The 23,238-nt window shown below is 49.1% G+C and carries 20 protein-coding genes, 1 tRNA gene and 1 riboswitch; of the genes, 12 read left to right on the plus strand and 9 right to left on the minus strand.

Going from position 1 to position 23,238, the window contains the following annotated elements:
- Nucleotides 1-567 precede the first annotated feature (567 nt).
- Nucleotides 568-1,854, minus strand: a complete 1,287-nt coding sequence (gene serS / locus AWJ19_RS11110) for a serine--tRNA ligase (protein ID WP_068723709.1) — start codon at nt 1,852-1,854, stop codon at nt 568-570.
- Nucleotides 1,855-2,288: 434 nt separating this feature from the next.
- Here serS and ssuE point away from each other — a divergent pair, with 434 nt between their 5' ends.
- A complete protein-coding gene (gene ssuE, locus AWJ19_RS11115) occupies nt 2,289-2,840 on the plus strand; it encodes an NADPH-dependent FMN reductase (RefSeq protein WP_068723711.1) in 552 nt (183 codons plus the stop codon).
- Between the two features lie 201 nt (nt 2,841-3,041).
- Here ssuE and nrdG read toward each other — a convergent pair whose 3' ends face one another.
- From nrdG to AWJ19_RS11130, 3 genes are all read right to left on the minus strand, one after another.
- Nucleotides 3,042-3,557, minus strand: a complete 516-nt coding sequence (nrdG, locus tag AWJ19_RS11120; protein WP_068723712.1) for an anaerobic ribonucleoside-triphosphate reductase activating protein — start codon at nt 3,555-3,557, stop codon at nt 3,042-3,044.
- Nucleotides 3,554-5,539, minus strand: a complete 1,986-nt coding sequence (locus AWJ19_RS11125; RefSeq protein WP_068723714.1) for an anaerobic ribonucleoside triphosphate reductase — start codon at nt 5,537-5,539, stop codon at nt 3,554-3,556. Before AWJ19_RS11125 ends, nrdG begins: the two co-directional genes overlap by 4 nt.
- A 122-nt stretch (nt 5,540-5,661) precedes the next feature.
- A complete protein-coding gene (locus tag AWJ19_RS11130; RefSeq protein ID WP_068723716.1) occupies nt 5,662-5,844 on the minus strand; it encodes a hypothetical protein in 183 nt (60 codons plus the stop codon).
- A gap of 33 nt (nt 5,845-5,877) precedes the next feature.
- A riboswitch (cobalamin riboswitch) is annotated at nt 5,878-6,109 on the minus strand.
- Between the two features lie 359 nt (nt 6,110-6,468).
- Between AWJ19_RS11130 and AWJ19_RS11135 the strand changes: the two genes are divergently transcribed.
- Entirely contained in the window at nt 6,469-6,783 is a 315-nt protein-coding gene (locus tag AWJ19_RS11135; RefSeq protein WP_068723717.1) for an MTH1187 family thiamine-binding protein, read from the plus strand.
- Nucleotides 6,784-6,861: 78 nt separating this feature from the next.
- A tRNA-Thr gene (locus tag AWJ19_RS11140) sits at nt 6,862-6,933 on the plus strand.
- 106 nt (nt 6,934-7,039) lie between these two features.
- Here the strand turns inward: AWJ19_RS11140 and AWJ19_RS11145 are convergent.
- On the minus strand, nt 7,040-8,065 hold the full coding sequence (locus AWJ19_RS11145) for a VanZ family protein (protein WP_068723719.1): 1,026 nt from the start codon (nt 8,063-8,065) through the stop codon (nt 7,040-7,042).
- Nucleotides 8,066-8,163: 98 nt separating this feature from the next.
- Here AWJ19_RS11145 and AWJ19_RS36470 point away from each other — a divergent pair, with 98 nt between their 5' ends.
- From AWJ19_RS36470 to AWJ19_RS11160, 4 genes are all read left to right on the plus strand, one after another.
- On the plus strand, nt 8,164-8,442 hold the full coding sequence (locus tag AWJ19_RS36470) for an RHS repeat domain-containing protein (RefSeq protein ID WP_241781692.1): 279 nt from the start codon (nt 8,164-8,166) through the stop codon (nt 8,440-8,442).
- 139 nt (nt 8,443-8,581) lie between these two features.
- Complete coding sequence (locus tag AWJ19_RS36475) at nt 8,582-11,035, plus strand: polymorphic toxin-type HINT domain-containing protein (RefSeq protein WP_068723721.1); 2,454 nt, start codon at nt 8,582-8,584, stop codon at nt 11,033-11,035.
- Between the two features lie 15 nt (nt 11,036-11,050).
- Entirely contained in the window at nt 11,051-11,620 is a 570-nt protein-coding gene (locus AWJ19_RS11155; protein ID WP_068723723.1) for an Imm64 family immunity protein, read from the plus strand.
- 559 nt (nt 11,621-12,179) lie between these two features.
- A complete protein-coding gene (locus AWJ19_RS11160; RefSeq protein ID WP_068723724.1) occupies nt 12,180-13,031 on the plus strand; it encodes a hypothetical protein in 852 nt (283 codons plus the stop codon).
- A gap of 2 nt (nt 13,032-13,033) precedes the next feature.
- Here the strand turns inward: AWJ19_RS11160 and AWJ19_RS11165 are convergent, their stop codons facing one another.
- On the minus strand, nt 13,034-13,240 hold the full coding sequence (locus AWJ19_RS11165) for a helix-turn-helix transcriptional regulator (RefSeq protein ID WP_068723726.1): 207 nt from the start codon (nt 13,238-13,240) through the stop codon (nt 13,034-13,036).
- Nucleotides 13,241-13,402: 162 nt separating this feature from the next.
- Here AWJ19_RS11165 and AWJ19_RS11170 point away from each other — a divergent pair, with 162 nt between their 5' ends.
- From AWJ19_RS11170 to AWJ19_RS11185, 4 genes are all read left to right on the plus strand, one after another.
- Nucleotides 13,403-14,179 carry a recombinase family protein gene (locus tag AWJ19_RS11170; RefSeq protein ID WP_068723728.1) on the plus strand — a complete coding sequence of 259 codons (777 nt, stop codon included), beginning with the start codon at nt 13,403-13,405 and terminating at the stop codon, nt 14,177-14,179.
- A gap of 122 nt (nt 14,180-14,301) precedes the next feature.
- Entirely contained in the window at nt 14,302-15,540 is a 1,239-nt protein-coding gene (locus AWJ19_RS11175; RefSeq protein WP_068723730.1) for an IS110 family transposase, read from the plus strand.
- A gap of 49 nt (nt 15,541-15,589) precedes the next feature.
- Complete coding sequence (locus tag AWJ19_RS36480; protein ID WP_082707829.1) at nt 15,590-16,303, plus strand: polymorphic toxin-type HINT domain-containing protein; 714 nt, start codon at nt 15,590-15,592, stop codon at nt 16,301-16,303.
- 11 nt (nt 16,304-16,314) lie between these two features.
- Nucleotides 16,315-16,845 (plus strand): hypothetical protein, encoded by a 531-nt coding sequence (locus AWJ19_RS11185; protein WP_068723733.1) that lies wholly within the window; start codon nt 16,315-16,317, stop codon nt 16,843-16,845.
- A 518-nt stretch (nt 16,846-17,363) separates the two neighbouring features.
- On the opposite strand, the gene nrdF is transcribed toward AWJ19_RS11185, so the two are convergent.
- Genes nrdF through nrdI form a run of 3 tightly spaced genes read right to left on the minus strand, consistent with a single transcriptional unit; the run spans nt 17,364 to nt 20,791 of the window.
- The gene (nrdF, locus tag AWJ19_RS11190; protein WP_068723735.1) at nt 17,364-18,323 is read right to left on the minus strand and encodes a class 1b ribonucleoside-diphosphate reductase subunit beta; all 960 of its coding nucleotides are present in this window, start codon (nt 18,321-18,323) and stop codon (nt 17,364-17,366) included.
- A gap of 37 nt (nt 18,324-18,360) precedes the next feature.
- Nucleotides 18,361-20,445 (minus strand): class 1b ribonucleoside-diphosphate reductase subunit alpha, encoded by a 2,085-nt coding sequence (nrdE, locus tag AWJ19_RS11195; protein WP_068723736.1) that lies wholly within the window; start codon nt 20,443-20,445, stop codon nt 18,361-18,363.
- On the minus strand, nt 20,432-20,791 hold the full coding sequence (gene nrdI / locus AWJ19_RS11200) for a class Ib ribonucleoside-diphosphate reductase assembly flavoprotein NrdI (RefSeq protein ID WP_068723738.1): 360 nt from the start codon (nt 20,789-20,791) through the stop codon (nt 20,432-20,434). The genes nrdE and nrdI overlap by 14 nt, the downstream gene beginning before the upstream one ends.
- A 400-nt stretch (nt 20,792-21,191) precedes the next feature.
- Here nrdI and AWJ19_RS34025 point away from each other — a divergent pair, with 400 nt between their 5' ends.
- Complete coding sequence (locus AWJ19_RS34025; protein WP_082707830.1) at nt 21,192-22,793, plus strand: alpha/beta hydrolase-fold protein; 1,602 nt, start codon at nt 21,192-21,194, stop codon at nt 22,791-22,793.
- The last annotated feature ends 445 nt before the right edge of the window (nt 22,794-23,238 follow it).

Consider the following 23,238-nt stretch of genomic DNA (forward strand, 5'->3'; position numbering starts at 1 on the left):
TCTCAAACTATGATTTACAACCTAGTAAGTGTAACATCTGTTTGTAAAATGAAAGGTTGTCTCACATGAATATATATTAATTTTATATTAAATAAAATTAAAATTAAGAAAGTTTATATAGAATGCACAAAATCATAGAGAAATGTAGTGGAAATCTATGAATGATCAGCTGTTTTCTGTACTAATTTAAAATGAAGCCAGTAATTGTGTGAAAGTAATGTTATGTATACGTAAAATATATAAAGCAGCATGTGATGTTTGTTTGGCCTTTGTGTTTAGGGGACGATCGAACATTCCGCTCCGGGCTCGGTGGCTGGGCCGGATAACTGTATTATGTACAGCTAAAAGCATGAGAAATCTGCTTCGGCATCAAAGTGCAGCTAAATTAAGAAGTGAAGGGGGCACAGGTTTTTTAAATGTACAAAGTGCAGTTATGTCTGCTAAAGGGGAAAAGCAGCAGGGTAGCGTAATATGGAACGCTCTCTGCTGCTTTTGTATGGGTAACTGAAGGTATTGTGCTGTGTGCCAGAGCGGCTATAAGCCAGCTTATAACGCTGCTACAAGCTGCTACACCTGAGGTGCTTCCAGCCGTTCCAGCCCGTTCATATATTTCCGCAATGCCACCGGAATATAGATCGACCCGTCCTCCTGTTGGTGGTTCTCCAGCAGCGGGATCAATATACGCGGTGTAGCTACGGCAGTGTTATTCAGCGTATGGCAGTATTGCAGGCGGCCGTGCTCATCGCGGTAGCGGATGTTCGAGCGCCGGGCCTGGAAGTCATGCAGGTTCGAGGCCGAGTGGGTCTCGCCGAAGGCATCCCGGCTGGGCATCCAGGTCTCCACATCGTATTGCTTGTGCGTCTTGAGCGCCATGTCACCGCTGCAGACCGCGACGATACGGTAAGGCAGCTCCAGCAGCTGCAGAATATGCTCGGCGTTGGCTAGAATCTCCTGAAGCATCTGCTCCGAAACCTCCGGTTCGTTTCGGCAGAATACAACCTGCTCAATCTTCGAGAACTGATGAACCCGATACAGGCCGCGCACATCGCGTCCAGCCGAACCGACCTCGCGGCGGAAGCAGGTTGACATACCGGCCAGCCGCATGGGCTCGTCAAGCTCCACGGTCTCATCGCTGTACAGCGAGACCAGCGATACCTCTGAGGTGCCGGCCAGCCAGCGGTTTTCGCCGTTCAGCTCATAGGTCTGATCCCGGCCGCCGGGGAAAAACCCGGTTCGCTCCAGCGCCTCCGGACGGACAATAACCGGCACATCCATCGCCGTGAAGCCGCGCCCGGTCAGTACATCCAGGGCCAGCCGCTGCACGGCGAGATGGAGATCGAGCCCCGCGCCTTTCAGCACATAGCTGCGCGGACCGCCGGCTTTGACGCCGCGCGGAATGTCGAGGATGCCGTGCAGCTCGCCCAGCTCTACATGATCGCGCGGGGCGAAGCCGAACTCCGGCAGCGTTCCGCTGCGGCGCAGCTCCACATTCTCGCTGTCGTCCTTGCCGATCGGCGTGTCGGCCGATACGGGATTGGGGACGAGCAGCTGCAGTTCACCGCAGCGGCGCTCGGCCTCCGCCAGGTCCGCTTCCAGTGTTCCGAGCAGGCTATTAATCGCCCGAACCTGCTCCTTGATCTGCTCACCGGCAGCATGCTCGCCCCGGCGCAGCAGCTGTTCGATCTCCTTGGTCAGCGTGTTGCGCTCCGCACGGTGCTGCTCGGTATCACGGCGCAGCACACGCCGCTTGTCGTCCCATTCCAGCAATTCATCCAGCGCGAGATCGACTCTTTTCCAAAGTGCCGTATTTCTCACAAGCTCTTGATTTTCCCTGATCCAGTTCATGTCCAGCATACCGCATTCGCTCCTTTTGTCTTAAAAAAATACAAAAAACGCCCTCATCCATGGGACGAGGAGCGTCAGCTCGCGGTGCCACCCAGGTTGACCGAACTTGCGGAAATACAGGCTTGCAGGAGGTTCGGTCCTCTTTGGTCTTCGCGGTAACGGGCGAAACCCGGTAAACTTAGGGAACAAGGAAACTGCTCCGGTCGCAGACGCCTCACGGTTGGATGCCGGTCATTGGCAGGATTGCAATATAGGTTTGCCGCTCATTATATCCCAGAAAACAGGCACACGCAAGCGATAGGATGAAAAACGGGCTTTTTGAAGCGTACTTTGAGGTTTGACAATATTCCGTCCTTTTTGATAGGATTATTAATAATTTAAAGTATTTTAGACCGCGCTGAGCGGCATATATTCTTATAAACCATAGCGGAAGAGGTGCAGATGTGGCCAAAATAGTTGTAATTAACGGAACGCCTTCCCTGGTATCGCGGATTAACGCGGTCATTGAATATGCAGAGGCGGATCTGCGCAGGCGCGGTTTTGAAGTGGAACGGATTAATGTTGCCGAGCTTCCGGCAGAGGACCTGATTCATACGAAGTTCGAGAGTGAAGCCATTGTCAAAGCCAACGGGCTCGTAGCCGAAGCGGATGCCGTTATTGTTGTCAGTCCGGTATATAAAGCTTCCTACACAGGTGTGCTAAAAACCTTTCTTGATCTGGTCCCGCAAAAAGGCCTGGCCGGCAAAATCGCACTCCCGCTCTTTATGGGCGGCAGCCTTGCGCATCTGCTGGCGATTGACTATGCGCTCAAGCCTGTACTGTCGGTATTGGGTGCCCGCCATATTCTGGGCGGCGTCTATGCTGTTGATTCCCAGGCGGTGCGCAACGACCAGGGTGTCGTCGAGCTGGCCGACGAGCTCAAGCTGCGCCTCAACAGTGTGCTTGAAGAGCTGGCTGAAGAGACTGCGGCGAAGGCTGCGCGTAAAACCGTTTAGTTATTGAAGCTGCTGAGATACAGCTGCTGCTACAGCAAAGCCCCGCACTGCCGGAAATCCGGCGGTACGGGGCTTTTGAGCTTTTTGTATGTGTACAAAATACAACAGAGTGCTTATCCTGCCAGCAAAATGCTGCGGCCAAAGTGAGAAGATTAACCTTCCCAAGCTCCGGTTTGAATAGGGATCAGCCTCTTATGAAGCTTACAGCACTGCTGGCTGCCAATGTACAACCTCGCTGCCCGCAAGGCTGGCCGGGATATCAATGATCCGCTGGTTGCTGCTGCCCCGGTAAGGGAGCGTGGTGTCCTTAAGCTCTTCGACGAAGCGGCCGTCGATGACAACCTGGCACATGGCCAGCAGGTTCCACTCCGGTGAGCCGGGGGCAGCGGTGAGCTCCTCATAGGTGTAGCCGGTATAAATCCATACCGGGAAGTCGGGCAGCACGGTCCGGAGCTCACGGAGAAAGCCGCAGGCCTCATCAGCCGAGAAAAAAGGATCGCCGCCCGCCAGTGTCAATCCGTCCAGCAGCGGGTTGGCAGCCATTTCGGCAATAATCTCATGCTGCCGCTCCAGTGTGAACGGTTCGCCAAAATTGAAGTTCCAGGTCTTCGGGTTGAAGCAGCCCGGGCAGCGGTGACGGCAGCCGCTTAAGAAAATGACCGCCCGCATGCCTTCTCCTTCATTAATAGACTCCGGGTAGTAGCCGCAGATATTCATAGGTGCTTGATGCGGTCTCTCACTTCAGCCTGCTTGGCGGCATTGAAGCGGGTCTGGTAATCGCCGGTCAGATATCCGGTTACCCGGCGCAGCCGGCGGATATGGGTGTCATGCTCATGGGCACCGCAGGACGGGCAGTTGGTGCCGATTACCCCTTCATAGCCGCAGCCGGAGCAGCGGTCAATCGGGTGGTTGATGCTGAAATAGCTGATTTGCTGCTCCAGCGCGTATTTGATGATTTTGACAAAAGCCGCCGGGTTGCTCCGTGCATTCCCGTTCAGCTCCACATAGGAGATGGCACCGGCGTTGCAGTATTCATGGAACGGGGCTTCCAGACTGATCTTCTGGGCTGCGCCAAGCTCATGGTATACAGGGATATGGAACGAGTTCGTATAGTATTCACGGTCCGTTACGCCCGGGATAGAGCCGAGTACCTTGCGGTCCACCTTCGTGAACTTGCCGGACAGGCCTTCAGCCGGTGTAGCAAACAGTGTAATGTTCAGATCCAGCTCTTCGCTCTTGCGGTCGCAGTATTCACGCATGTGACGGACGATGGCCAGCGCTTTGGCATGAACCTCCATGTCCTCACCGTGATGCTTGCCATACATCGCCTTCATGCATTCTGCCATCCCAATGAAGCCGATGGACAGGCTGCCGTGCTTCAGCAGGTCACCGACGAGCTCGTCAGGACCGAGTGCCTCGCCGCCTTCCCACACACCCTCACGCATCATGAAATCGGAGGCTTTGGCCTTCTGGGCAGCCTGGATGCGGAAACGGTGCAGCAGGCCCTCCAGCGCAATGTCCATATAGTGGTTAAGGTCATCGTAAAAGCCTTCTTCATCAGCAGCCAGTCGGCGTCCGGTAATCGTGCCGTGGGCCAGCCCGAGGCGGACCAGGTTCAGTGTGTTAAAGGACAGGTTGCCCTTGCCGGAGCAGTGATTGCGTCCAAAACGGTCACCGAGCACCCGCGTGCGGCAGCCCATGGTTGCGAATTCTGTATCCGGATCAGCCGGATCATAGTACTGCAGATTGAGCGGTGCATCCAGGTTGGCGAAGTTCGGATACAGTCTGCGGGCCGAGCATTCTGCCGCCTTCAGGAACAGCTCATAGTTCGGATCACCCTGCTGCTGGTTAACGCCCTGCTTGCATTTGAATATCTGGATCGGGAACACCGGTGTTTCACCGCTGCCCAGCCCGTTCATCGTTGCGGTCAGCAGGGAGCTGATAACCAATTGGCCTTCCGGTGAAGTGCAGGTGCCGTAGTTGATGCTGGTAAAAGGAATCTGTCCGCCCGAGCGGCTGGACATCGTATTCAGGTTGTGGATCATGCTCTCTGCAGCCTGCAGCGTTTCGATCTCGGTCTCTTTCTGTGCGAAACGGAAGGAGCGCGGATACTGCTCAGCCAGATCACTGCGGCTCATCGTGATGTCTCCGGCGATTTCGCTTGCCTCACCTTCCTCAAAGTAGCCAAGACCCTTACGGAACAGCTTGGCGAAGGATTTGGTCACATATGGCGCGAGGTCGAAGTCGATTTTGTTGGCGGATACGCCGCCGTACTGGGCATTCTGCTGGGACTGGAAGATAATCGCCACCAGCGACATTGCCGTCATAATCGAGTTAGGAGGACGGACGCTGCCGTTGCCGGTGTTAAAGCCCTCGCGCAGCAGGCGCTCGAACGGAATGAAGATGCAGTTGGTTGTTCCGATAGCGTATTGGTCCAGGTCATGGACATAAACGACATTATCGAGCGTTGCCTGTACGAGCTGCGGCGGCATGGTGAAATTGCGGGCATACCATTTGGAATATTCACTGCCGAATTTACTCATTTTGCCGGAAAAGCTTTCTCCGTTCAGGTTCGCATTCTCACGCAGCAGATCCAGATCGGCGCTGTCGATAATGTCCCGGCCTAAATGTATTAATTCATTCAGAAGAACCTCCTGTGCAGCTTGTCCGCTATTGTGCCGTTTCTCCAGCAGCGTCATATGTAACTCTCTCCTCTCGGTATAGTGGTCCGTTAAATCTATTTAATCCTCAATATGTAGTCTGTCTGAGCCCAGTAAAAAGGCACCTCCCGCCTTGGAGGCGGAAAATGCCCGGATGCGTTCTAAATACCCGTATAAAGCGGATATTTGCCAGAGGTCTGGGTGTCAGGAGAAGGGGCATGATCTGCCTTCTTATCCTTTGCAGAAGCCGATACCTGAAGGCAATAGGGACTATCGTCCTCAGGTATCGGCAGCCTGATGTCCCGGTCATCCGGGTAGGCTGATTCTGCTGCTGCAGGCCGCATACGGACACCTCTCCTGTTCCTCGCAGGGGTCAATAATGGTGCCCGGAAACAGGCAGGTCTCCTGGCTCCCGGTTCATCCAGCGGCTCCTTCCCGGGGGCTTGTCCGCCCTCCAGTGGCCTATGCCGTGGGTGTGCCTGACAGGGTGTGTTCTCCCGGCCGGCAATCCGGTTACAGTGGCGGGACCGCAGCGGATTTGCACCGCGCTTCCCTATTAAGCTTCTACTCTTCTAAGAAGAGTAAAGCACCTGCTTCCACTATATTTGGTTGATGAATATAAAAATACCCCAATATATTGTGTTTGTAAACCATTATTTACAAAGCCGCGCGGGGAGCGGCTTCAGCCCATTTACTCACAGGCGATCCACAACTAGTCCACAGGTAATCCACAGCCTGAGGTTAAAATAGGGCCCGCAGGATTCATAAATTGTCCGAAAAGCTGCCACAAAGACTCCATAAATCTAGTGATTCTGACACTAGATTTACAGAGACCGGCTTAGCGGTGGACAGGGTTTATATAGAGGGAGAATGATGAATTTTTTGTGGCTAAATTTGTGGCAGAACTGTGGAGTTGCTACAATGAAGGTAGTTAAAGGCCACAATTTTTTGTCAGGAGGGATCTAACGATGGCAATTGGCGAAGTTACAGTCATTCCGATCGGCACAGGCAGTACCAGTCTGAGCAGCTATGTGGCTGACATGCAGCGCGTGCTGCAGACGGTGGAGGGAATTACCTTTGAGCTGACCTCCATGGGAACGATTATCGAGGGTCCGGTATCCAGGATTTTGGCGGCTGTAGAGGCGCTGCACGAGTCTCCGTTCAATGCCGGGGCACAGCGCGTATCCACTTCGCTCAAGATTGATGACCGCCGTGACAAGCTTTCCACAAGCCGCAGCAAGCTGCAGTCGGTCGAGCAGAAGCTGCAGGACGGTCAGGTGTAGCGCAGGATAAAAGAGTCTTGGCGATTTAAGCCAAAAGTTGTATAATATTTTTTGTTTGACGGGTATCCCAAGCTTCAGGCTGGTGTAGCTCAGGGGTAGAGCAACGCACTCGTAATGCGTAGGCCGGGGGTTCAATTCCCTTCACCAGCATGTTTACAAATTCGATTATGGCGCGGTTTCCGGGTTCCGGGGGCTGCGCTTTTTATTATTCTACTATCGCTCTATCCTTTATTTCAGTAAAGTGTGTGCTGGAGCCTTAACCTTCACCCTTGCCCGCCGCGCTATCCCCCGCCAGCAACCGATGAATCCGGGCCATCAGCTTTTGGCCGGCATTGGCTTCTATAAGCGTGAGATCCCAGAGTACCGCATTGGTTTCAGGGTCGGCTGCATCGTTGAAGACGGCAATCGTCAACTCCTGCTTGCCTTCAAGCGGCACCCGGAAGGATAACGGCTGATTCTCACCCGGTACTATATTCACATCCATGGAGTAAATCTCTTCTCCGTCGGCGCTGATAATGACACGGCTGCTGCCGCTGCTCGCCGCATTTATAACGTCGTCAGGGACGGCCAGATTACCGGAAAACTCTTTGAACTGTCCACCAAGGCGCACTGAGAACTCGTGGCTTCTCGGATTATCACGGCTGTATAGATTGACCGCCGGTTCGATCCGCTCCTGCGCTGCAGTGAAACCGTTGAGTGTTGATTCCCACCTCACTTCGCCGTGCTCAAGGGGGAGTTGGTCCAGTGCCATGATCTCACCGCGGCCATAATCCAGATAATGATTGAGACCACTCACTGCGGAATAGACGGCCGCAGTCAAGACTGCTCCGGAGAACAGGAGCTTGAGTAAACCTCTTGGCGTCGTACGATCGCGGCGGACCAGCCGCTGAGCGCCATAGCCGACAGTCGCACCCAGCGTATTAATGACGATATCATTGATATCAAACGAGCCCAAATGGGTCACCATCTGGATCAGCTCAACCCCGGTAATGGCCGCTAAGAAGACCAAGAGAAACGGCAGGAACCGGCAGCGGAGCAGTAGCGGAATCACTAGCCCGAACGGTACGAATGCCAGATAGTTACCCAGGTTGAATAACCAAAGATTCGAGAAACCATCGCCCGGAAACCTCAGCGAAATCCCGTCAAATGCCAAATGATACCGCAAGCCCGTCTCCGGCAGAGCCGATGAGCGGTTGAAGCCAACAAATAAGAAAAATAGAGTAAGGATTGTGTATAGCACGAAACCAGCCCAAGCAATGGTCCTTGTTTTCCCTTGAAACATGATGTATGACCTCTCTTTATAGCTCAATTTTGTGTCCCTTGCAGGGACAGACGCATAGTCGAGTATAAGCCCTCCCCATCGGTCCAACAAGCCGGGCAATGACCGTACCGCCCCGGTTAACTGGACTGCCTGATTCTACTGTGCACAGATACACTGCCTGGGGTAATAAAATATCAGCCTCAACCTATAAGGACTGGCCGACAAACACCAAAAAAATCACCGAATATTATCAATATAATCTTTATGGAAATGTAACAGGATACACAGATCCTAATCAAAAACTTAATGATGATGGGGTTACTACCAGCTATGCTTATGATGCTTTAGGCCGGCTAAACACTGTAAAGGACGCATTAAATTTAAACAACCAGATATAGCTATGACGGCAACGGAAAGATATCACAGGTTACCATCCAGGCAAAGAATGGATCGCCCCAAACACTCAATACCAAAAAATATAATGAACTTGGCTTGTTAACAACAAAGCAGGATAGTGCTTCAAAGAGTGAAAGCTATATGTACAACAACTTAGGGCAATTGAAAGTTAAGACAGACCGCAATGGAAGTTCTTTTACTTATACCTATGACGAATACGGTCAACCAAAAAAGAGTGTTATTAGTGGTAAAATCAATAATGTAGCGCAAACTCAAGAAATCAGTATGATATTCGGAGATGGAACTCCACGAAAGCAGACAGTACAGGCGCGTACCAATAATGCAGTTACAGCGACGCAAACACTCACGGTAGATAGTCTGGGGCAAGTGCGTGCGAATTACTCCGTGGCCGGAGGACATTCCGCACTTATGGAAAATCAGGTAGATGTGGTTGGAAGGCTGAAGCAGGTCAGCGACCGCTATATGCTTTTCTACACTAACTATCAGTACAACAATCAGAGACTGGAAAAAGTACAAACTGACGGATCATCAACAATAAATGGTTCTGCATCATCCAACGTACAATATGAGTATCTGGCAAATAATCAGGTGAAATCCATAACCTATCCTACGCTCGCGGGCGGCAGTATACTCAAGACAGAGTATACTCGAAATATGGCTATGGGATGGACAGAAAGCTTGAGCAATAAAAGAGGAAGCTACGTCCTTTCGAGCTTTACCTATAGTTATGATAACAATGGCAATCAGCTTTCGGTAAGTGAGTCGCGAAATGGCGGTACCAAGAAAACGACAAACTATACCTATGATGCGTTGAATCGCTTACTGTCTATCTCCAGGCCTGATGGCAGTGTGACTACGTATTCTTACGATTTACAAGGAAATCGGCAGACTATGTCCAATACCGGTGGAATCATCCTGGACAACACAGAGATAACCTATAACTATGATTTACAGAATACGCTAACCTCTGTGACCAAAGGTGGGGTTGCAACCAGCTTCCAGTATTATGCCGATGGTTTGCGATTTATGAAGACGAATGGTAATACACAGACTCAAGTTAATTATAATTTTCAGGGAGAGGTTATTTCCGAAGAGAAGATCGTAAGCGGTGAATTTGTAGAACAGGCTAACTTTGTCCGCGGTGATCGGATTTTGGTGAAAAAGGACAGAAAGAAGACCAAGGATTATTACTACTTGTACAATGGGCACGGTGACGTTATACAGATCGTTGATACAAGCGGAAATATCGTTAATAACTATGTCTATGATGAGTGGGGGACTATCATTTCCCAAACAGAGGGAATAACGAACTCCTTTAAGTATGCCGGAGAATCCTATGATTCTGAAACCGGATTATACTACCAGCGTGCCAGATATTATGATCCAAGTATGGGACGGTTTATAAATGAGGATACGTATGAGGGACAGATTGATAATCCGCTAAGTCAGAATGTGTATACGTATGTGCATAATAATCCGTTAATTTATACTGACCCATCTGGGAATTATTGCGTATCTGCGGATGGTAATAATACACATGCTGGTTCTTGTTCAAGCACTTCACAAAAATATGAAATGTCAGATGCAATTATTCAGGATATGCCATATATAAAAAATGGAGTTTTGCGTGGTTATTATCGAGCAGATGGTTCTATAATATGGCTATCAAATGATGAAACGACTAAACAATCTTTTTGGCAGTTTATGACCAAGTCACAATATCAAGAATATGTAGAAGCTGTGCCATTGGGAAATATGATTGTGACGGGAGGAGTTTCGGCCGTTGTCTCATTAGGACAAACTTTTTCAAGTTTGACGAGCTCGAATTCAAATAAAGGAGGTTGCAACTGCTTCGTTAAGGGAACCAAAGTTTTGACAGACGAAGGGGAGAAAAATATCGAAGACATTGAAGTCGGAGATAAGGTTCTTTCCAAGAATGAAGTAACAGGCGAACAGGATTATAAGGAAGTTACTACCCTTCATCGTAATGAGAAAGACACTACCTATAAGTTATCGGTGGGTAATCAAATTATTGAGACTACTGACAATCATCCATTTTGGGTAGATGGCAAGGGTTGGGTACTTGCTGTTGATTTGACGGTGGGAGATGAGTTAGTACAAAGTAACGGAAATCATCTAAAAATTGACAACATTGAAATTGTACATCACGATGAGAAAGTAAAGGTCTATAACTTTACTGTTGCCGATTTCCATACGTATTTTGTAAGCAGTTTAGGGATTTGGGTTCATAATATTGAATGCCTTCCGGTAACTTCATTTACGACTCAAAAGTTACAGCATGAGTGGAAACATGCTAAAGACTTTGGAATTAACGGAAACTCTAACAAAGCCGGGTGGGCGTCATATCAACAAGCAATAGAAAAACATATTCAAGGTGCATCAAATGTTTGGAAATCCAAATATAGAGGAAATGATGTATATGTCTATTATGATAAGAATACTGGACTAGGGGCATATACTGATTTGGATGGTAACTATGTTGGCGGTTGGAAGTTTAGCGATGCTCAAGTTGAATTCCATACGAACAACGGTCAGGTTTTATTTACAAAATAATGAGGAGGGTGACACTTGGGAAGTAACATAAACATTGGATTAGTTTATAGTGATTCATCGAACATTGAGGACAGGATTAAGAAGTTACTCGATTTATTGAAAGAAAGAAATAGTCAAATTGAATTTGTAAAATATTGCGAGGATGCGGATGGTGATAATTGGACTGAATTGAATAATCCACTAATTAATGACATAATGCTTGGGGAAATAAGTATGTCTTATTACGGACAAATTCAACTATGTTTTGATTTGTTTCAGTACGCACGTTTAAGTGCGGAAATAAAGATAGATAAACATGAGGATTATTGGGGACTTCTTTTATCATTAGACGAAGAAACATTGTTGCCAAATTATTCAATGCAAACTTTGGAAAAAGCAACTAACAGTATAATCGATTTCATTGAGGAAATTTACCCGATACTGAAATTTGATTATGCTATTTGTGACCATGAAGCCGAAATTGAGTTATCTCCTAATGAATTTAAGCCGGAAAATTATTCACTTTCATTTTTACCTGATTTGTCGAAAGCTAGTTTGAGCATAAGAAAGAGTAATTGGCATATCAATGGACTGACTGAACGATAACATTAACCAATTCAATGACCTTGAGGGGATGCTCCTTCAAGGTCTTTCTTTAACCCCCACCCAGTGCCGAATGAATCGGGTGGCAAAGTCCCCAAGAACTTAACCCTCATCGCCCCCGTATGATATTCCTCTAATATGCCTGTACGCACAGAAATGCTTGAATTTTATTACCTAAATAGCACTATTCCGTTTCATTTATTAGGTTGATTATGGTCAGATGCCACCATGATTAACCTGTTTTTAGTTATCCTCGCTTTCTTGCGTTTTTTCTAATATGAGCCGCAACTGTATAATACCCTGTCCCGATAGAGAGGGCGAAAGGGTCAGATACCGTATCTTCTAGGAAGGATTACACGACAATTTATAGTGAGGGCGGCAAACATGAAGTAATTTTGATTCTCTTTGCAACTGAACTGACCTTTACAGCGATTGTTACATCGAATGAAAGGAATCTGCTGACGAGCAGTTGACATATACAGGTAAGGCAACGTGAAGGCTAGCCACCTTGCCCTCTAATTATAGACGGAAATTCGTTAAAAAATTTCGGTGGGGGCTGAACATGGAAGGTGTGAAGGTTTCAATTGACCGCATAGTAGTGGACTTTACGAATGTGTACTGGACATTCTTCAATCCTCTTCGTCAGAGGCTATGTGAATACTACAATGCCTCATATTACTTGAAGGACAAAGGATTCAAGTATCGTGTAAGTGTAAGAGAGGGCAAGCACTGGGCATATCTTTCGTATCAACTCTTTTATGCTCGCCCTTCAAAGAAACATACACTTCGGCTAGAATGCCCGCCCGAATCATTAGTTCATTTCCAGTCTTGGATTTCAATGATTGGAGATAACGCAACGGACATTCTTCATGTTCGTTCCGAAGTGGCATTTGACATCCCCCTGCCTTTATCTGAATTGTTCGTTCTTTCGTTAACTGGGCGGAACATGAAGAAAAGAAAGGGAACGTTTTACTCCAACAAGCGACATCAACGGCAAGTAGCAGGATATTGCCGAGTGTATGACAAGAGGTTAGAACTGTTACAAAAGCGTGGGCTGATTATTGAAGGCGAATTATCGAGGTTTGAAATCGTGTATAAGCCGGATGAAAAAATCCCAATGAGTGTGTTGGTTCAGCATCCGCCGCTTTTCAACAGGCTTTACCTTTGCGCTCAAGCTATTTCGCTTGAACTACTGAAGCCGAAACTGCAACAAAGGGTGCATGGGTTGATGCGCGGCGAGCTGGAACAGCAGGAAGTGACGGCTTATTACCGTAGGAAAATCGTGGAGCAGATGCGGCAACGACCGACATTGGACTTCGACCGACTTGCGGAAGAACAGTGGGTGGAAGCCATCACTATTCCTTGTGCCATACTGGGCGGCTTGATTAGTAAAGTCCCAGTCCCAGTTGCTTAGTTCTACTCATCTTCCAAAACAATCAGTTCATGAAGCGGGATATCGAGCGTCTTGCAAATTTGCTCCAATGTATCAAAGTAAGCCGCATTAACCTTGTCGGAACAAAGGTGACTAACGGTGCTAGAACGGATATTCATCCTTCGTGCAAGTTCACGTTGACTGATACCCCGCTCCTCTAGGATTTCTCTTAGGCGTAAACGGACGGGCATGGTAAACCTCCAAGTAACGCTATACCGTTACAAAATTGTGATTTCCTCCATCATATCACTGAAAAACTATTGTCTGCAACGGTGTACCGTTCTATAATAGAGAGATGATACGGAATACCGTTACATAAATTCTGATTATCGTAACGGAGGGGAGGAAACAGCATGAATGTCATCGGTTACGTTCGAGTTTCAACAAGCGGACAAGCCAAAGATGGTTACAGTTTAGCGTACCAACAGGATGAAATCCGCTCTTATTGTCAGGAGCAAGGTTGGAACTTGCAGGACATCTTTACGGATGAAGGTATCAGTGGAGCGAAGGTGGATGAGGATGCGCTTGAGGTGGACAGAATTGGCTTTCAGAGCATGTTAGCCGCCCTTGCCACCCGAGACTATGACGCTGTTGTTGTCCTCAATACAAGCCGTTTATGGCAGTCTGACATCGTGAAAGTCTTGGTTCATCGGGAGTTCAAGAAGTACGGAGTCGATGTAAAAAGCATCGAACAGCCGACTTATTCCATCCACAAGAAAGACCCAAGCGATTTCCTCATTAATGGTCTGATGGAATTACTTGACCAGTACCAAAGGCTAGAAATCGCCCTCAAGCTAGGCAGGGGGCGCAACAAGAAAGCCCAACAGGGCGGTTACGCAGGAGGTCGGGCGGCATTTGGCTACAAAGCCCGAAAAGGACAGAAGGCAATTGAAGTCAACGACAAGCAAGCCCAAGCAGTAAAGCGGCTCTTTGACATACGGGAACAGAACTCGAATTGGTCTTTATCGGAAATCGCATTTCAACTGAACCAAGAAGGCTTTACGACACAACAAGGCAAGCAGTTCACGAAAGTACAAGTCAAACGGATACTTGACCGTAAAGCACTTTACGAAGGTCAGTATCAGTATGGCGGCATTACCGCAACAGGACTACATCAAGCCATCTTATAGCGATTAAAGAGGAAGAATGGACACGCTTACCCTTCAATGTATCCCTTCGGGAGAATACTAAACAGACGATGCGGCTATTCTTTTTCCCTAATCGCTATAAGCGGCCAAGGGGGATACTCACCATGAGACATCGCAAGGAACAGTTTATTTATGTCGGCGTTGATTTACATAAGCGGACGCATACCGCTGTTGTCATCAACTGTTGGAACGAGTTGCTAGAGGTCATTGAGTTTGAAAACAAGCCATCGGCTTTCCCTGCGGTGGTAAGCAAGGTCAAGAAGCATGTGCAGGAAGACATGACGGTTGTATTTGGGCTTGAGGATGTGGGCGGCTATGGAAGGTCATTAGCCGTTTATCTAGTCGAGAATCATTTCCTTGTCAAAGAGGTCAATGCCGCCCTTTCCAACTGGAAACGTAAAAGCTATGCCATGACGGAGAAGCATGATAGTTGGGATGCAGAGAACATCGCCAAGCTGTTACTGGATGAACTGGACAGATTGCCGAACGCCCACCCACAAGACGATTATTGGATTCTCAAACAGCTAGTCATGCGGCGGTATAGCTTACGGGATACGCTTGTCATGCTCAAGAATCAGCTTCATACGCAGTTAAGCTACAACTATCCAAGTTACAGCAAGTTTTTCTCCGAAGTGGACGGAAGAACGGCTCTAGCCTTTTGGCATGAGTATCCTTCCCCGTATTTGCTTGAGGGGGTCACGCTAGAAGACCTAACGATGTTCCTTCGGAAGAACAGCAATAACGTCTGCTCTACCAAGAAAGCAACTCTCATCCTAGAAGGCGTTCAGACTGACGGGAACACGAAGCGGAACGGTCAGGAGCATCGAGATTTCCTAGTTCGAAGCCATGTGAACCAAATACGTGATGTTCATCGTGAAATGAGCGATGTGGAGAATCACATCCGAGACATCAAGCAGAAGCTAAACTTCAAGCTGAACACGTTCACGGGCATTGATGACGTTACCGCTTCGGCTATCGTGGCAGAAATCGGGGACATTACCCGATTTAAGAACGCTGACAAGCTAGCCAAGTATGCAGGGCTAACGCCAAGCCAAATGAGTAGCGGCGGCAGGGGCAAAGACCGCAACCAAAGGCAAGGAAACCGAGCGTTGAACAAGATTCTATGGGGATTAGCAGTCAGACAAGTTCAGACCGCTAGAACGTCCAAGAAGCCGCTCAATCCTTTATTCCATGCTTACTATGAAAAGCGGCTCAACGAAGGCAAAAAGAAGAAGCAAGCAATCATCTGCATTATGCGTAAGCTAGTGAATATCCTTTACAGCATGATAAAGAACAAAACCGAATACCGTCTTACCGCTTTACCTGAACGGGCGGCAAGCTAATGATACAATGGTGGTAGCTGATACAGTTGCCACCTTCTTTAGTCCCTGAATCAAGTTTCTAACTAACGAAGGGGAGAAACCTATCGAAGAAATTGAGGTAGGTGACAAGGTCCTTGCTAAGTCTGAATATGATGCTAATGGTGAGTTGGCATACAAAGAAGTAACGGCTTTATATCGCAACCAACGTGATGATATTATTAAGTTGCATGTTGGGGAGCAAGTTATTGAGACAACAGATAACCACCCGTTTTGGGTTGAAGGCAAAGGGTGGGTCTTCGCGGATGAACTTCAAGTGGGGGATAAACTCCAAAAAGCTAATGGAATCAACCTTACGATTGATAAGGTTGAGTTCATTAAACTGGATGAGAAGGTGACGGTATATAACTTTACTGTTGCTGACTTCCATACGTATTATGTAACCGATTTGGGTATTTGGGTGCATAATACAGATGGATGTCTTCGTCCTGAAGCGAAGTATCTTGGTTCCGGAAAACATGGTGTAAATTGGAAAGAGGGTCCTGCAACAGCCAAAATGAGCATTAATGGGAGGGCTCCGACACCACAAGGTCAATGGAGTAAAGCCGATTTGGAATATGCTGCAACGAAGGCCAGTACCTTAGAGAAGGGCCAAGCTGCGTGGTTTGATCTTCCTCCTGGTTCGACTTCAGTTGTTCATATGCCTGACGGAACTACAGTACCCGCTACGAAAATGTGGCTTAGAAATAATGGCACAGGGACTTTTCATGGATATCCTGCACCATAAGGAGGATTGTAATGTCATTTTTCATACAAGCAAGTTGTCCAAAAAATTCAGACAATGTCAGTTTTGAAGCTGAAACTTTATCGGATGCTGTAGAAAACTCATTCCCACTTTTAACAGAGTCTGCTATTATCTTTTGGAATAATATTCCTCTATTTCTTAGTTATAAATATGACTTATGTTTAATGATTGATGATATTTTGGATGTACTAGAAGCATTAAGAATTAAAGAATTTGGCAGCAAAGATGTTCATTGGGTTTCAAATACTTTTGCCCATATATGGCATTTTAAATGGATTTCAGGGCAACTGGGGATAAGTGCTGAATGGGGAGTTATAAATGAAAGCACTGAACACATTTTGAGAGATAGTGGAAGTGTCAATATTTCAATACAATCATTTGGATTCGAATGGAAAAGAGTTATCTATAACATTATTGTTACGTTAAAGAAGGCAGGCTTTGAAGAAAGTAGGATAGAAGGTATGAGTCGTCTAATCCAAGAATACAACTTAATTAGAAATGAAGGGTATTTGTATCAATCCTAATTTATGAAGCAAAGAAAGACCTTGGGGCGTTCTCAAGGTCTTTCTTTTTACCCTACCCAGTGCTGAATGAAACTGGCGGCAAGCCTTACTTCCCCCGTATGATATTCCTCAAATATGCTGTACGCATATGCAACGCTTGAAAATATAACCCTTTATTTTAACTCCCAATCTCATCCGCTTCGTTAGAGGTTATGTGAATAATACAATGCGCAATTTCTTGAAGGACAAAGGATTCCAATATCGTGTAAGAGTGACCGATGACAAGCACTTGGTATATCTTTCATATCAAATCTTTTATGCCCGACCTTCAAAGAAGCATATGCTTCGGCTTGAATGTCTGCCTGAATCATTAGTTCACATCCAGTCTTGGATTTCAACGATTGGATTTAGAGAAAAGTTTTAAATCAATACATGAGCATGAATTAGTAGAGCAGCTGTTTTTGTTGAAAAATAAAATAAAACCGCCGGGAAACCCCGGCGGTTTTAAAAGGGGGGCGATAACGCCCCTTTTTCTATGCTTAGAAACTAAAGTCCTCATCACGCAGCGGCTCCACGTTCAGCGCACGGACGTAGCCGTTGCCTTTTTTGGAGAAAAAGTCATGCTGCTTGGTGTGGGTACTGATCCCGTTCTGGACGATCGGGTTGATCTCTTCCTCGTCGAACAGCGGATCGTGACCCAGGTTCATCATTGCCTTGTTGGCGTTGTAGCGCAGGAAGGCCTTAACTTCCTCGACAAGCCCGATTGGCGCGTAGATCTGCTCGGTGTACTGTTCCTCGTTCGCATGCAGCAGGCGCAGAAGGCCTACGAGTGTCTGGTACACGTCACGCTGGTCGTCCTCGGACAGCTCCTCGAAAATCTCCTGAGCCAGCACACCGACGTAAACGCCGTGGATGCTCTCGTCGCGCAGGATCAGGTCGATGATCTCGCCGCTGCAGGTCATTTTGCCCTGGCCGGCCAGGTAGAGCGGGTAGAAGAACCCGCTGTAGAACAGGTAGCTCTCCAGCAGGACGGAAGCCGCCATTGCCAGATAGAGATCCTTGGGGGTTTCGATTTTTTTGTAATATTCAGAGATGGTCTGGGCCTTGAACTGCAGGAACGTGTTGTCCTCCACCCAGCGGAAGATCCCGTCGATCTCCTCAGTGGAAGCCAGCGTCGTAAAAATACTGCTGTAGGACTTCGCATGAATCTGCTCCATCATCCCCATGAAGCCGAGCACCGCCTTGCGCTGCAGGCCATCCACATGCTCCATGATCTGCGGCATCCCTACGCCGCCTTGCACGGTGTCGAGCAGGGTGAGCCCGCCCAGCACCTTCATATAAGAGTCCTTTTCGGTGTCGCTCAGCGTCAGCCAGGACATTTTGTCATCGGATAATGGAATTTCGTCGTCGGTCCAGAACTGCATAATATTCTGGTTCCAGAACATCAGCGAGAAGTCGTCGTCGGGACGGTTCCAGTTCACGGCTTGAATTGCGCTCATAATGGTCTAATCTCCCTTTCTGTAGCCGTACGGCCCTTTAAATCGAGCAGGTCAGGCATTCCTCGACGGACAGCTTTTTGGTGCGTGTGTAATACAGCGACTTCAGGCCTTTGTGTGCCGCATACAGGTAGCAGCGGGCCAGCTCACGGGTCGTTACATCACTGTTCACGTGCAGGACGGTCGAGATCCCCTGGTCGATATGGGGCTGGATTTCCGCAATCAGATCAATCACCTTGAACTGGTCCATCTGATAAGCGGATTTATAGTAGAACACATTGTCCGGCTGCAGATAAGGCATCGGATAATAGGTGGTCGAGTTGGCATAGGTACGGGTCTCGATCTGCTCCACAATCGGCATTACGCTGGATGTGGCATTCTGGATGTACGAAATGCTCGCAGTCGGCGCAATCGCGAGACGGTAGGCATGATACAGGCCGTTTTTCATAACAGCCTCACGCAGCTGCTTCCAGTCCTCCTGAGTAGGAATGTAGATGCCTGCGAATAGCTCCTGCACTCTTGCCGTAACCGGCTGATAATTGGTAGACACGTAACGGTCAAAATAAACACCCGTCGCATAATCGGACTCTGCGAAGCCGTAGAACGTCTCGCCGGTTTCGGCGGCGATTTCCATACTCTTTTCAATCGAGTGGTAGTTCATCGTCATGAAGAATGTGCGGGCAAAATCGCGGGCCTGCTCGCTTTCATAAGCGATCTTGTTCTTGGCCAGGTAACCGTGCAGGTTCATGACGCCAAGGCCGACGGAGTGCATCTCCTTGTTCGCTTTGGCTACGCCCGGAGCGTTGGAAACGGTGGTCATGTCGCTGACTGCGGTCAAGGCGAGCATGCCCTCATGGACGGATTCACGGATTTTGCCGTGCTGCATCACGTTCACAATGTTCAGGGAAGCCAGGTTGCAGCTGATATCGCGGCGGATCGCATCCTCCTGGCCGTAGTCGTTAATCTCGGAAGTCTCCTGAAGCTGGAAAATCTCGGTGCACAGGTTGGACATTTTGACCTGGCCGACGTTCTTCAGGGCATGAGCGTTATTGGCATTGCTCTTGTTCATAATATAGGGATAGCCCGATTCGAGCTGGATCATGGCAATTTTGGTCAGCATGTCGCGTGCGCTCATGGCAACCTTTTTCTTCACACGCGGATCAGCGAGCAGGGTGTCGTACATTTCGTCGAGATCCATGTCATCCAGATGAGTGCCGTAGGCCTGGAAAACCGTATAAGGTGCAAACACATACAGCGGCTGATTATCCTGTGCCAGCTTGTAGAAGCGGTTCGGCACAATCAGACCGATGGACAACGTCTTCAGGCGTGTCCGTTCGTCGGCATTGATCTTTTTGCTGTCGAGGAATTCAAGCACGTCCCAGCCGAAAATATTATAGTAAGCCGCACCGGAGCCCTTGCGCTGGCCCATCTGGTCAGCATAGGAGAACCCGTCTTCCATCAGCTTCAGGACAGGCATGATGCCTTTGGCTGCATCCTCAACGCCTTTGATCGTCTCACCGCGCGAACGCAGCTTGGACAGATTTACAGCAACGCCGCCGCCGATTTTGGACAGCTGCATGCAGGTGTTCAGCACATAGTTGATGGAGTTGAGCGAGTCATCCATCTCGAGCAGGAAGCAGGAAACCATCTCACCGCGGCGGCTTTTACCGGCATTGAGGAAGGTTGGTGTGGCCGGCTGCAGGCGCTGCTCCATCATCGAACGTGCCAAAGTGCGGGCAGTCTCAACGTTTCCGCGTCCCAGGTGCAATGCTACTACTGCTACACGGTCCGGATAATGCTCGAGGTACTGCTTGCGGTCATTGGTTTTGACGGCATAGTCTGTATAGAACTTGGAGGCCGCCATATAGGAAGGAAAACGGAAATCATATTCATGGGCGATCCGGTAGACATCCTCCATCTCAGCTGCGCTGTAACGGTCATACAGATCCTCGTAATAGTCATTGGCAATCATATAATCAATCTTGGCTTTGGTGCTTGTAAAAGTCAGGCTGCGGCGCTCCACATCACGCATGAACTCCGCTACGGCCTCCTGGTCTTTATCGAGCTGGAAAAATCCGGTCTCGTCTCTCTTCATCAACATGTTATTCAATTCAATATGCCGCAACCCGGTTCACCTCCTGTTTAATTCGCTCCACATCGCCAAATGTTCCTGACAGCTCGAATTTGCCGACTACCGGCACATTATAGCGTTCTGCAATCAGGTCTGCGCTGTGGGCGTACAACTCACCCCAATTTTTGTTGCCGCTGGCGGCAATGCCCTTCAGCCTGGAATGGTTCCTCTCCAAAAAAGAGGACACCTTCTCTGGGATCTGTCCAAATCCGGTGGTGTATGTAACAAGCACATAAGGCTCGTCGATCGTCATATGCTCTTCGATTTGTACAGCAGGCAGCTTCAGCTTGTTGATAAAACGTCTGACATTGCCGGTTTTGGAATCGTAAGCAATCAGCATAGTCGCTCTAACCTCCTATAACAATGGTTCTATTTATACTTCGCTAATTGTACTCGGGTGTTCCGCTAGGTATATGAGTTTAACTACTATATACACTACATTTAGGTGACTTCAATCATATTAAACACTATATGTTGGAAAGTCAATAGATCAGAAAGCCCTTTGCGGCCCTCTGAAAGCCCTTCAGAAACGGTCAGGCCAGGCCCCGCCTGCAATCTGTTCTCTTAAAATTTTATTCTAATTTTTAATATAGTCTGAGCCGTGCCGAAAAGAGGCATTACGTACCCGGCATCCAAAAATCCATGCCTGTTCCGGCCTCCGTCTATGGTACAAGTAATTAAAAGCTTTCATAATAACGAAAGAAACCGCCAGAGATAAAGGATGAGAGGATGAAGGCCCGATGTTTGAAGTGGAAGAGCTGGACTGGCAGGGGCGCCGGCTGACGGTGTTCCTGCCCCCTTCCTATGCGTTATCCCAAAAGCGTTATCCTGCAGTATATCTGCATGACGGCGCAACCTTAATGATGAATACCTTAAATTATATGTACAGGCTGTTCCGGGAGGGGCTGCTGGCCGAGCTGATCGTCGTCGGGATCAGCACCTCTTCCCGAAATGATGATTATACACCCTGGCCGGAGTCTGCTGCAACAGAAGGCAGGCAGGCCTTCGGCGGCCGCGGGTCTGCCTATCTCGATGAAATCGCCGATGGTATCAAGCCTTACATCGATTCTGTCCTGAGGACGGCCCCGGAACCGGACAACACCGGGCTGATCGGCTATTCGCTGGGCGGGCTGGTGACGCTGCTGGCCGCTTACCGCCGGCCCGATGCCTTCGGGAGGTTCGGGATGCTGTCACCTTCCATATGGTATGAAGGGATGCTTAGCTACACAGAAGCTAACCCGCTGCCTGACCGGGGGCAGAGGCTGTATTTCTCTGTAGGCAACCGTGAGGGCGTGTATAAGCAGAATATCCAGCGGCATGCCGTGCCCAGCACATTGCAGCTGTACCGCAAACTGAGGGGGCAGCTGGCCGATGAGCAGCGGCTGCGGCTCTCGATTGCCGACGGGGCTGCCCATGACCTTGCCTCTATGTCAGCGCAGTTTCCCGAGGCGCTACAGTGGCTGTACGGGGCGGCTGACGGACAGGAGGCGGGGGCGCAGCGGGCCGGGATGGAGCCTGAGCTGATGTCACCGGTCAGCGCCTGCATGCTGCCGGGAACCGAGGTGTGGGACATGACCTCCCTGTATAACGGCTTGACTTACCGGATCTTTGTCCATATCCCGTTAAAGCCCCCGCCGCCGGAGGGTTACCCGGTGCTGTACACCGTCGACGGCAATGCCTATTTCGCTTCCCTGAACGATGCGATGCGGCTGCAGACCCGGCATCCGCGTGGGCTTCCGTCCGGTATGGTAATTTCCATCGGTTATCCGGCAGACGGGCCGTTTGTGGCCGAGCGGCGCTTCCGGGATCTTACAGTGCCGGATGTACAGCAGGGTCTGCGCCCGGACGGCTCACCCTGGCCGGTGAACGGCGGGGCAGATGCCTTTCTTGATTTTATGGAGCTGGAGCTGATGCCGCTGATCGGGCGCAGGTACAGTGTCGATCATTCCCGGGCGGCGCTGTTCGGGCATTCGCTGGGCGGCTTCTTCGCCCTGTATACGCTGATCCGCCGCAGCCGGCTGTTCAGCTCTTATATCGCAGGCAGCCCGTCCCTCTGGTGGAAGGGCAGGGTGCTGTTCGATATGCTGCCGGAGCTGGAGGACAAGCTGCGCAGCGGGGAGCTTGCCTGCTCGCTGATGATCGGCATCGGCTCGGAGGAAACCGGTATGCTGGAGAATGCCAGGGCCTTCCATGAGCGGCTGGTCCCATATAATGGCAGCGGGCTCAGCCGGCTGTCCTATAAGGAATTCCAGGGCGAAGGGCATATGTCTGTACTGCAGCCGCTGTTCAGTCCGATGCTGCGTTTTGTTTTTGCAGCAGAAGGTGCTGAGCTCTGTATCTGAGAGTCTCCGGGAAGCTGTTCCATTTGACAAATCAGCAGTTTGCTTTATATTAGTAAGGGAGCGAGAGACCGTACTTATGCAAGCACAGGCTGGAACTACAACAATTGATGCCGCGCGGTGTTCCGGATTTTACCGGTTGCCGCGCTTTTCTTCTATATATAGGAGAAAAATTTTTGCCGTATAAATTGGTATGTATGGGGTGCCCTGCGGGTATCTTCTTAATATAGATCAGAGGTCAGGAAGGAGCGAATGCATAGGAAATGGGCAGTCTCCTAATTGCGTGGCTTTGTATGCTTTGTCTGTTTTTTGCCTTCAGAGATAAGGTGAGCCGGAAAATTCTTTATCCTGTTGCGCTGGTCGTAGTGATCAGTACTTTGGGCTGCTGGACCATTTTAATGTAATTTTTAGCTTGCTATCAGCTTATTTTCAGGTAGATCCTTTATAG

Source organism: Paenibacillus sp. DMB5 (assembly GCF_001517085.1).
Lineage (GTDB): Bacteria > Bacillota > Bacilli > Paenibacillales > Paenibacillaceae > Paenibacillus_AQ.

Coding starts and splice junctions, on each gene's coding strand:
- serS (WP_068723709.1), bottom strand. CDS start 1,854: ATGCTGGACATGAACTGGATCAGGGAAAATCAAGAGCTTGTGAGAAAT.
- nrdG (WP_068723712.1), bottom strand. CDS start 3,557: ATGAATATCTGCGGCTACTACCCGGAGTCTATTAATGAAGGAGAAGGC.
- nrdF (WP_068723735.1), bottom strand. CDS start 18,323: ATGAGCGCAATTCAAGCCGTGAACTGGAACCGTCCCGACGACGACTTC.
- nrdI (WP_068723738.1), bottom strand. CDS start 20,791: ATGCTGATTGCTTACGATTCCAAAACCGGCAATGTCAGACGTTTTATC.
- AWJ19_RS11170 (WP_068723728.1), top strand. CDS start 13,403: ATGAATGTCATCGGTTACGTTCGAGTTTCAACAAGCGGACAAGCCAAA.
- AWJ19_RS11175 (WP_068723730.1), top strand. CDS start 14,302: ATGAGACATCGCAAGGAACAGTTTATTTATGTCGGCGTTGATTTACAT.
- AWJ19_RS11135 (WP_068723717.1), top strand. CDS start 6,469: ATGGCAATTGGCGAAGTTACAGTCATTCCGATCGGCACAGGCAGTACC.
- AWJ19_RS11125 (WP_068723714.1), bottom strand. CDS start 5,539: ATGACGCTGCTGGAGAAACGGCACAATAGCGGACAAGCTGCACAGGAG.
- AWJ19_RS11165 (WP_068723726.1), bottom strand. CDS start 13,240: ATGCCCGTCCGTTTACGCCTAAGAGAAATCCTAGAGGAGCGGGGTATC.
- AWJ19_RS11145 (WP_068723719.1), bottom strand. CDS start 8,065: ATGTTTCAAGGGAAAACAAGGACCATTGCTTGGGCTGGTTTCGTGCTA.
- AWJ19_RS11160 (WP_068723724.1), top strand. CDS start 12,180: ATGGAAGGTGTGAAGGTTTCAATTGACCGCATAGTAGTGGACTTTACG.
- AWJ19_RS11130 (WP_068723716.1), bottom strand. CDS start 5,844: ATGCGGCCTGCAGCAGCAGAATCAGCCTACCCGGATGACCGGGACATC.
- AWJ19_RS36470 (WP_241781692.1), top strand. CDS start 8,164: ATGACCGTACCGCCCCGGTTAACTGGACTGCCTGATTCTACTGTGCAC.
- AWJ19_RS34025 (WP_082707830.1), top strand. CDS start 21,192: ATGTTTGAAGTGGAAGAGCTGGACTGGCAGGGGCGCCGGCTGACGGTG.
- AWJ19_RS36475 (WP_068723721.1), top strand. CDS start 8,582: ATGTACAACAACTTAGGGCAATTGAAAGTTAAGACAGACCGCAATGGA.
- AWJ19_RS11185 (WP_068723733.1), top strand. CDS start 16,315: ATGTCATTTTTCATACAAGCAAGTTGTCCAAAAAATTCAGACAATGTC.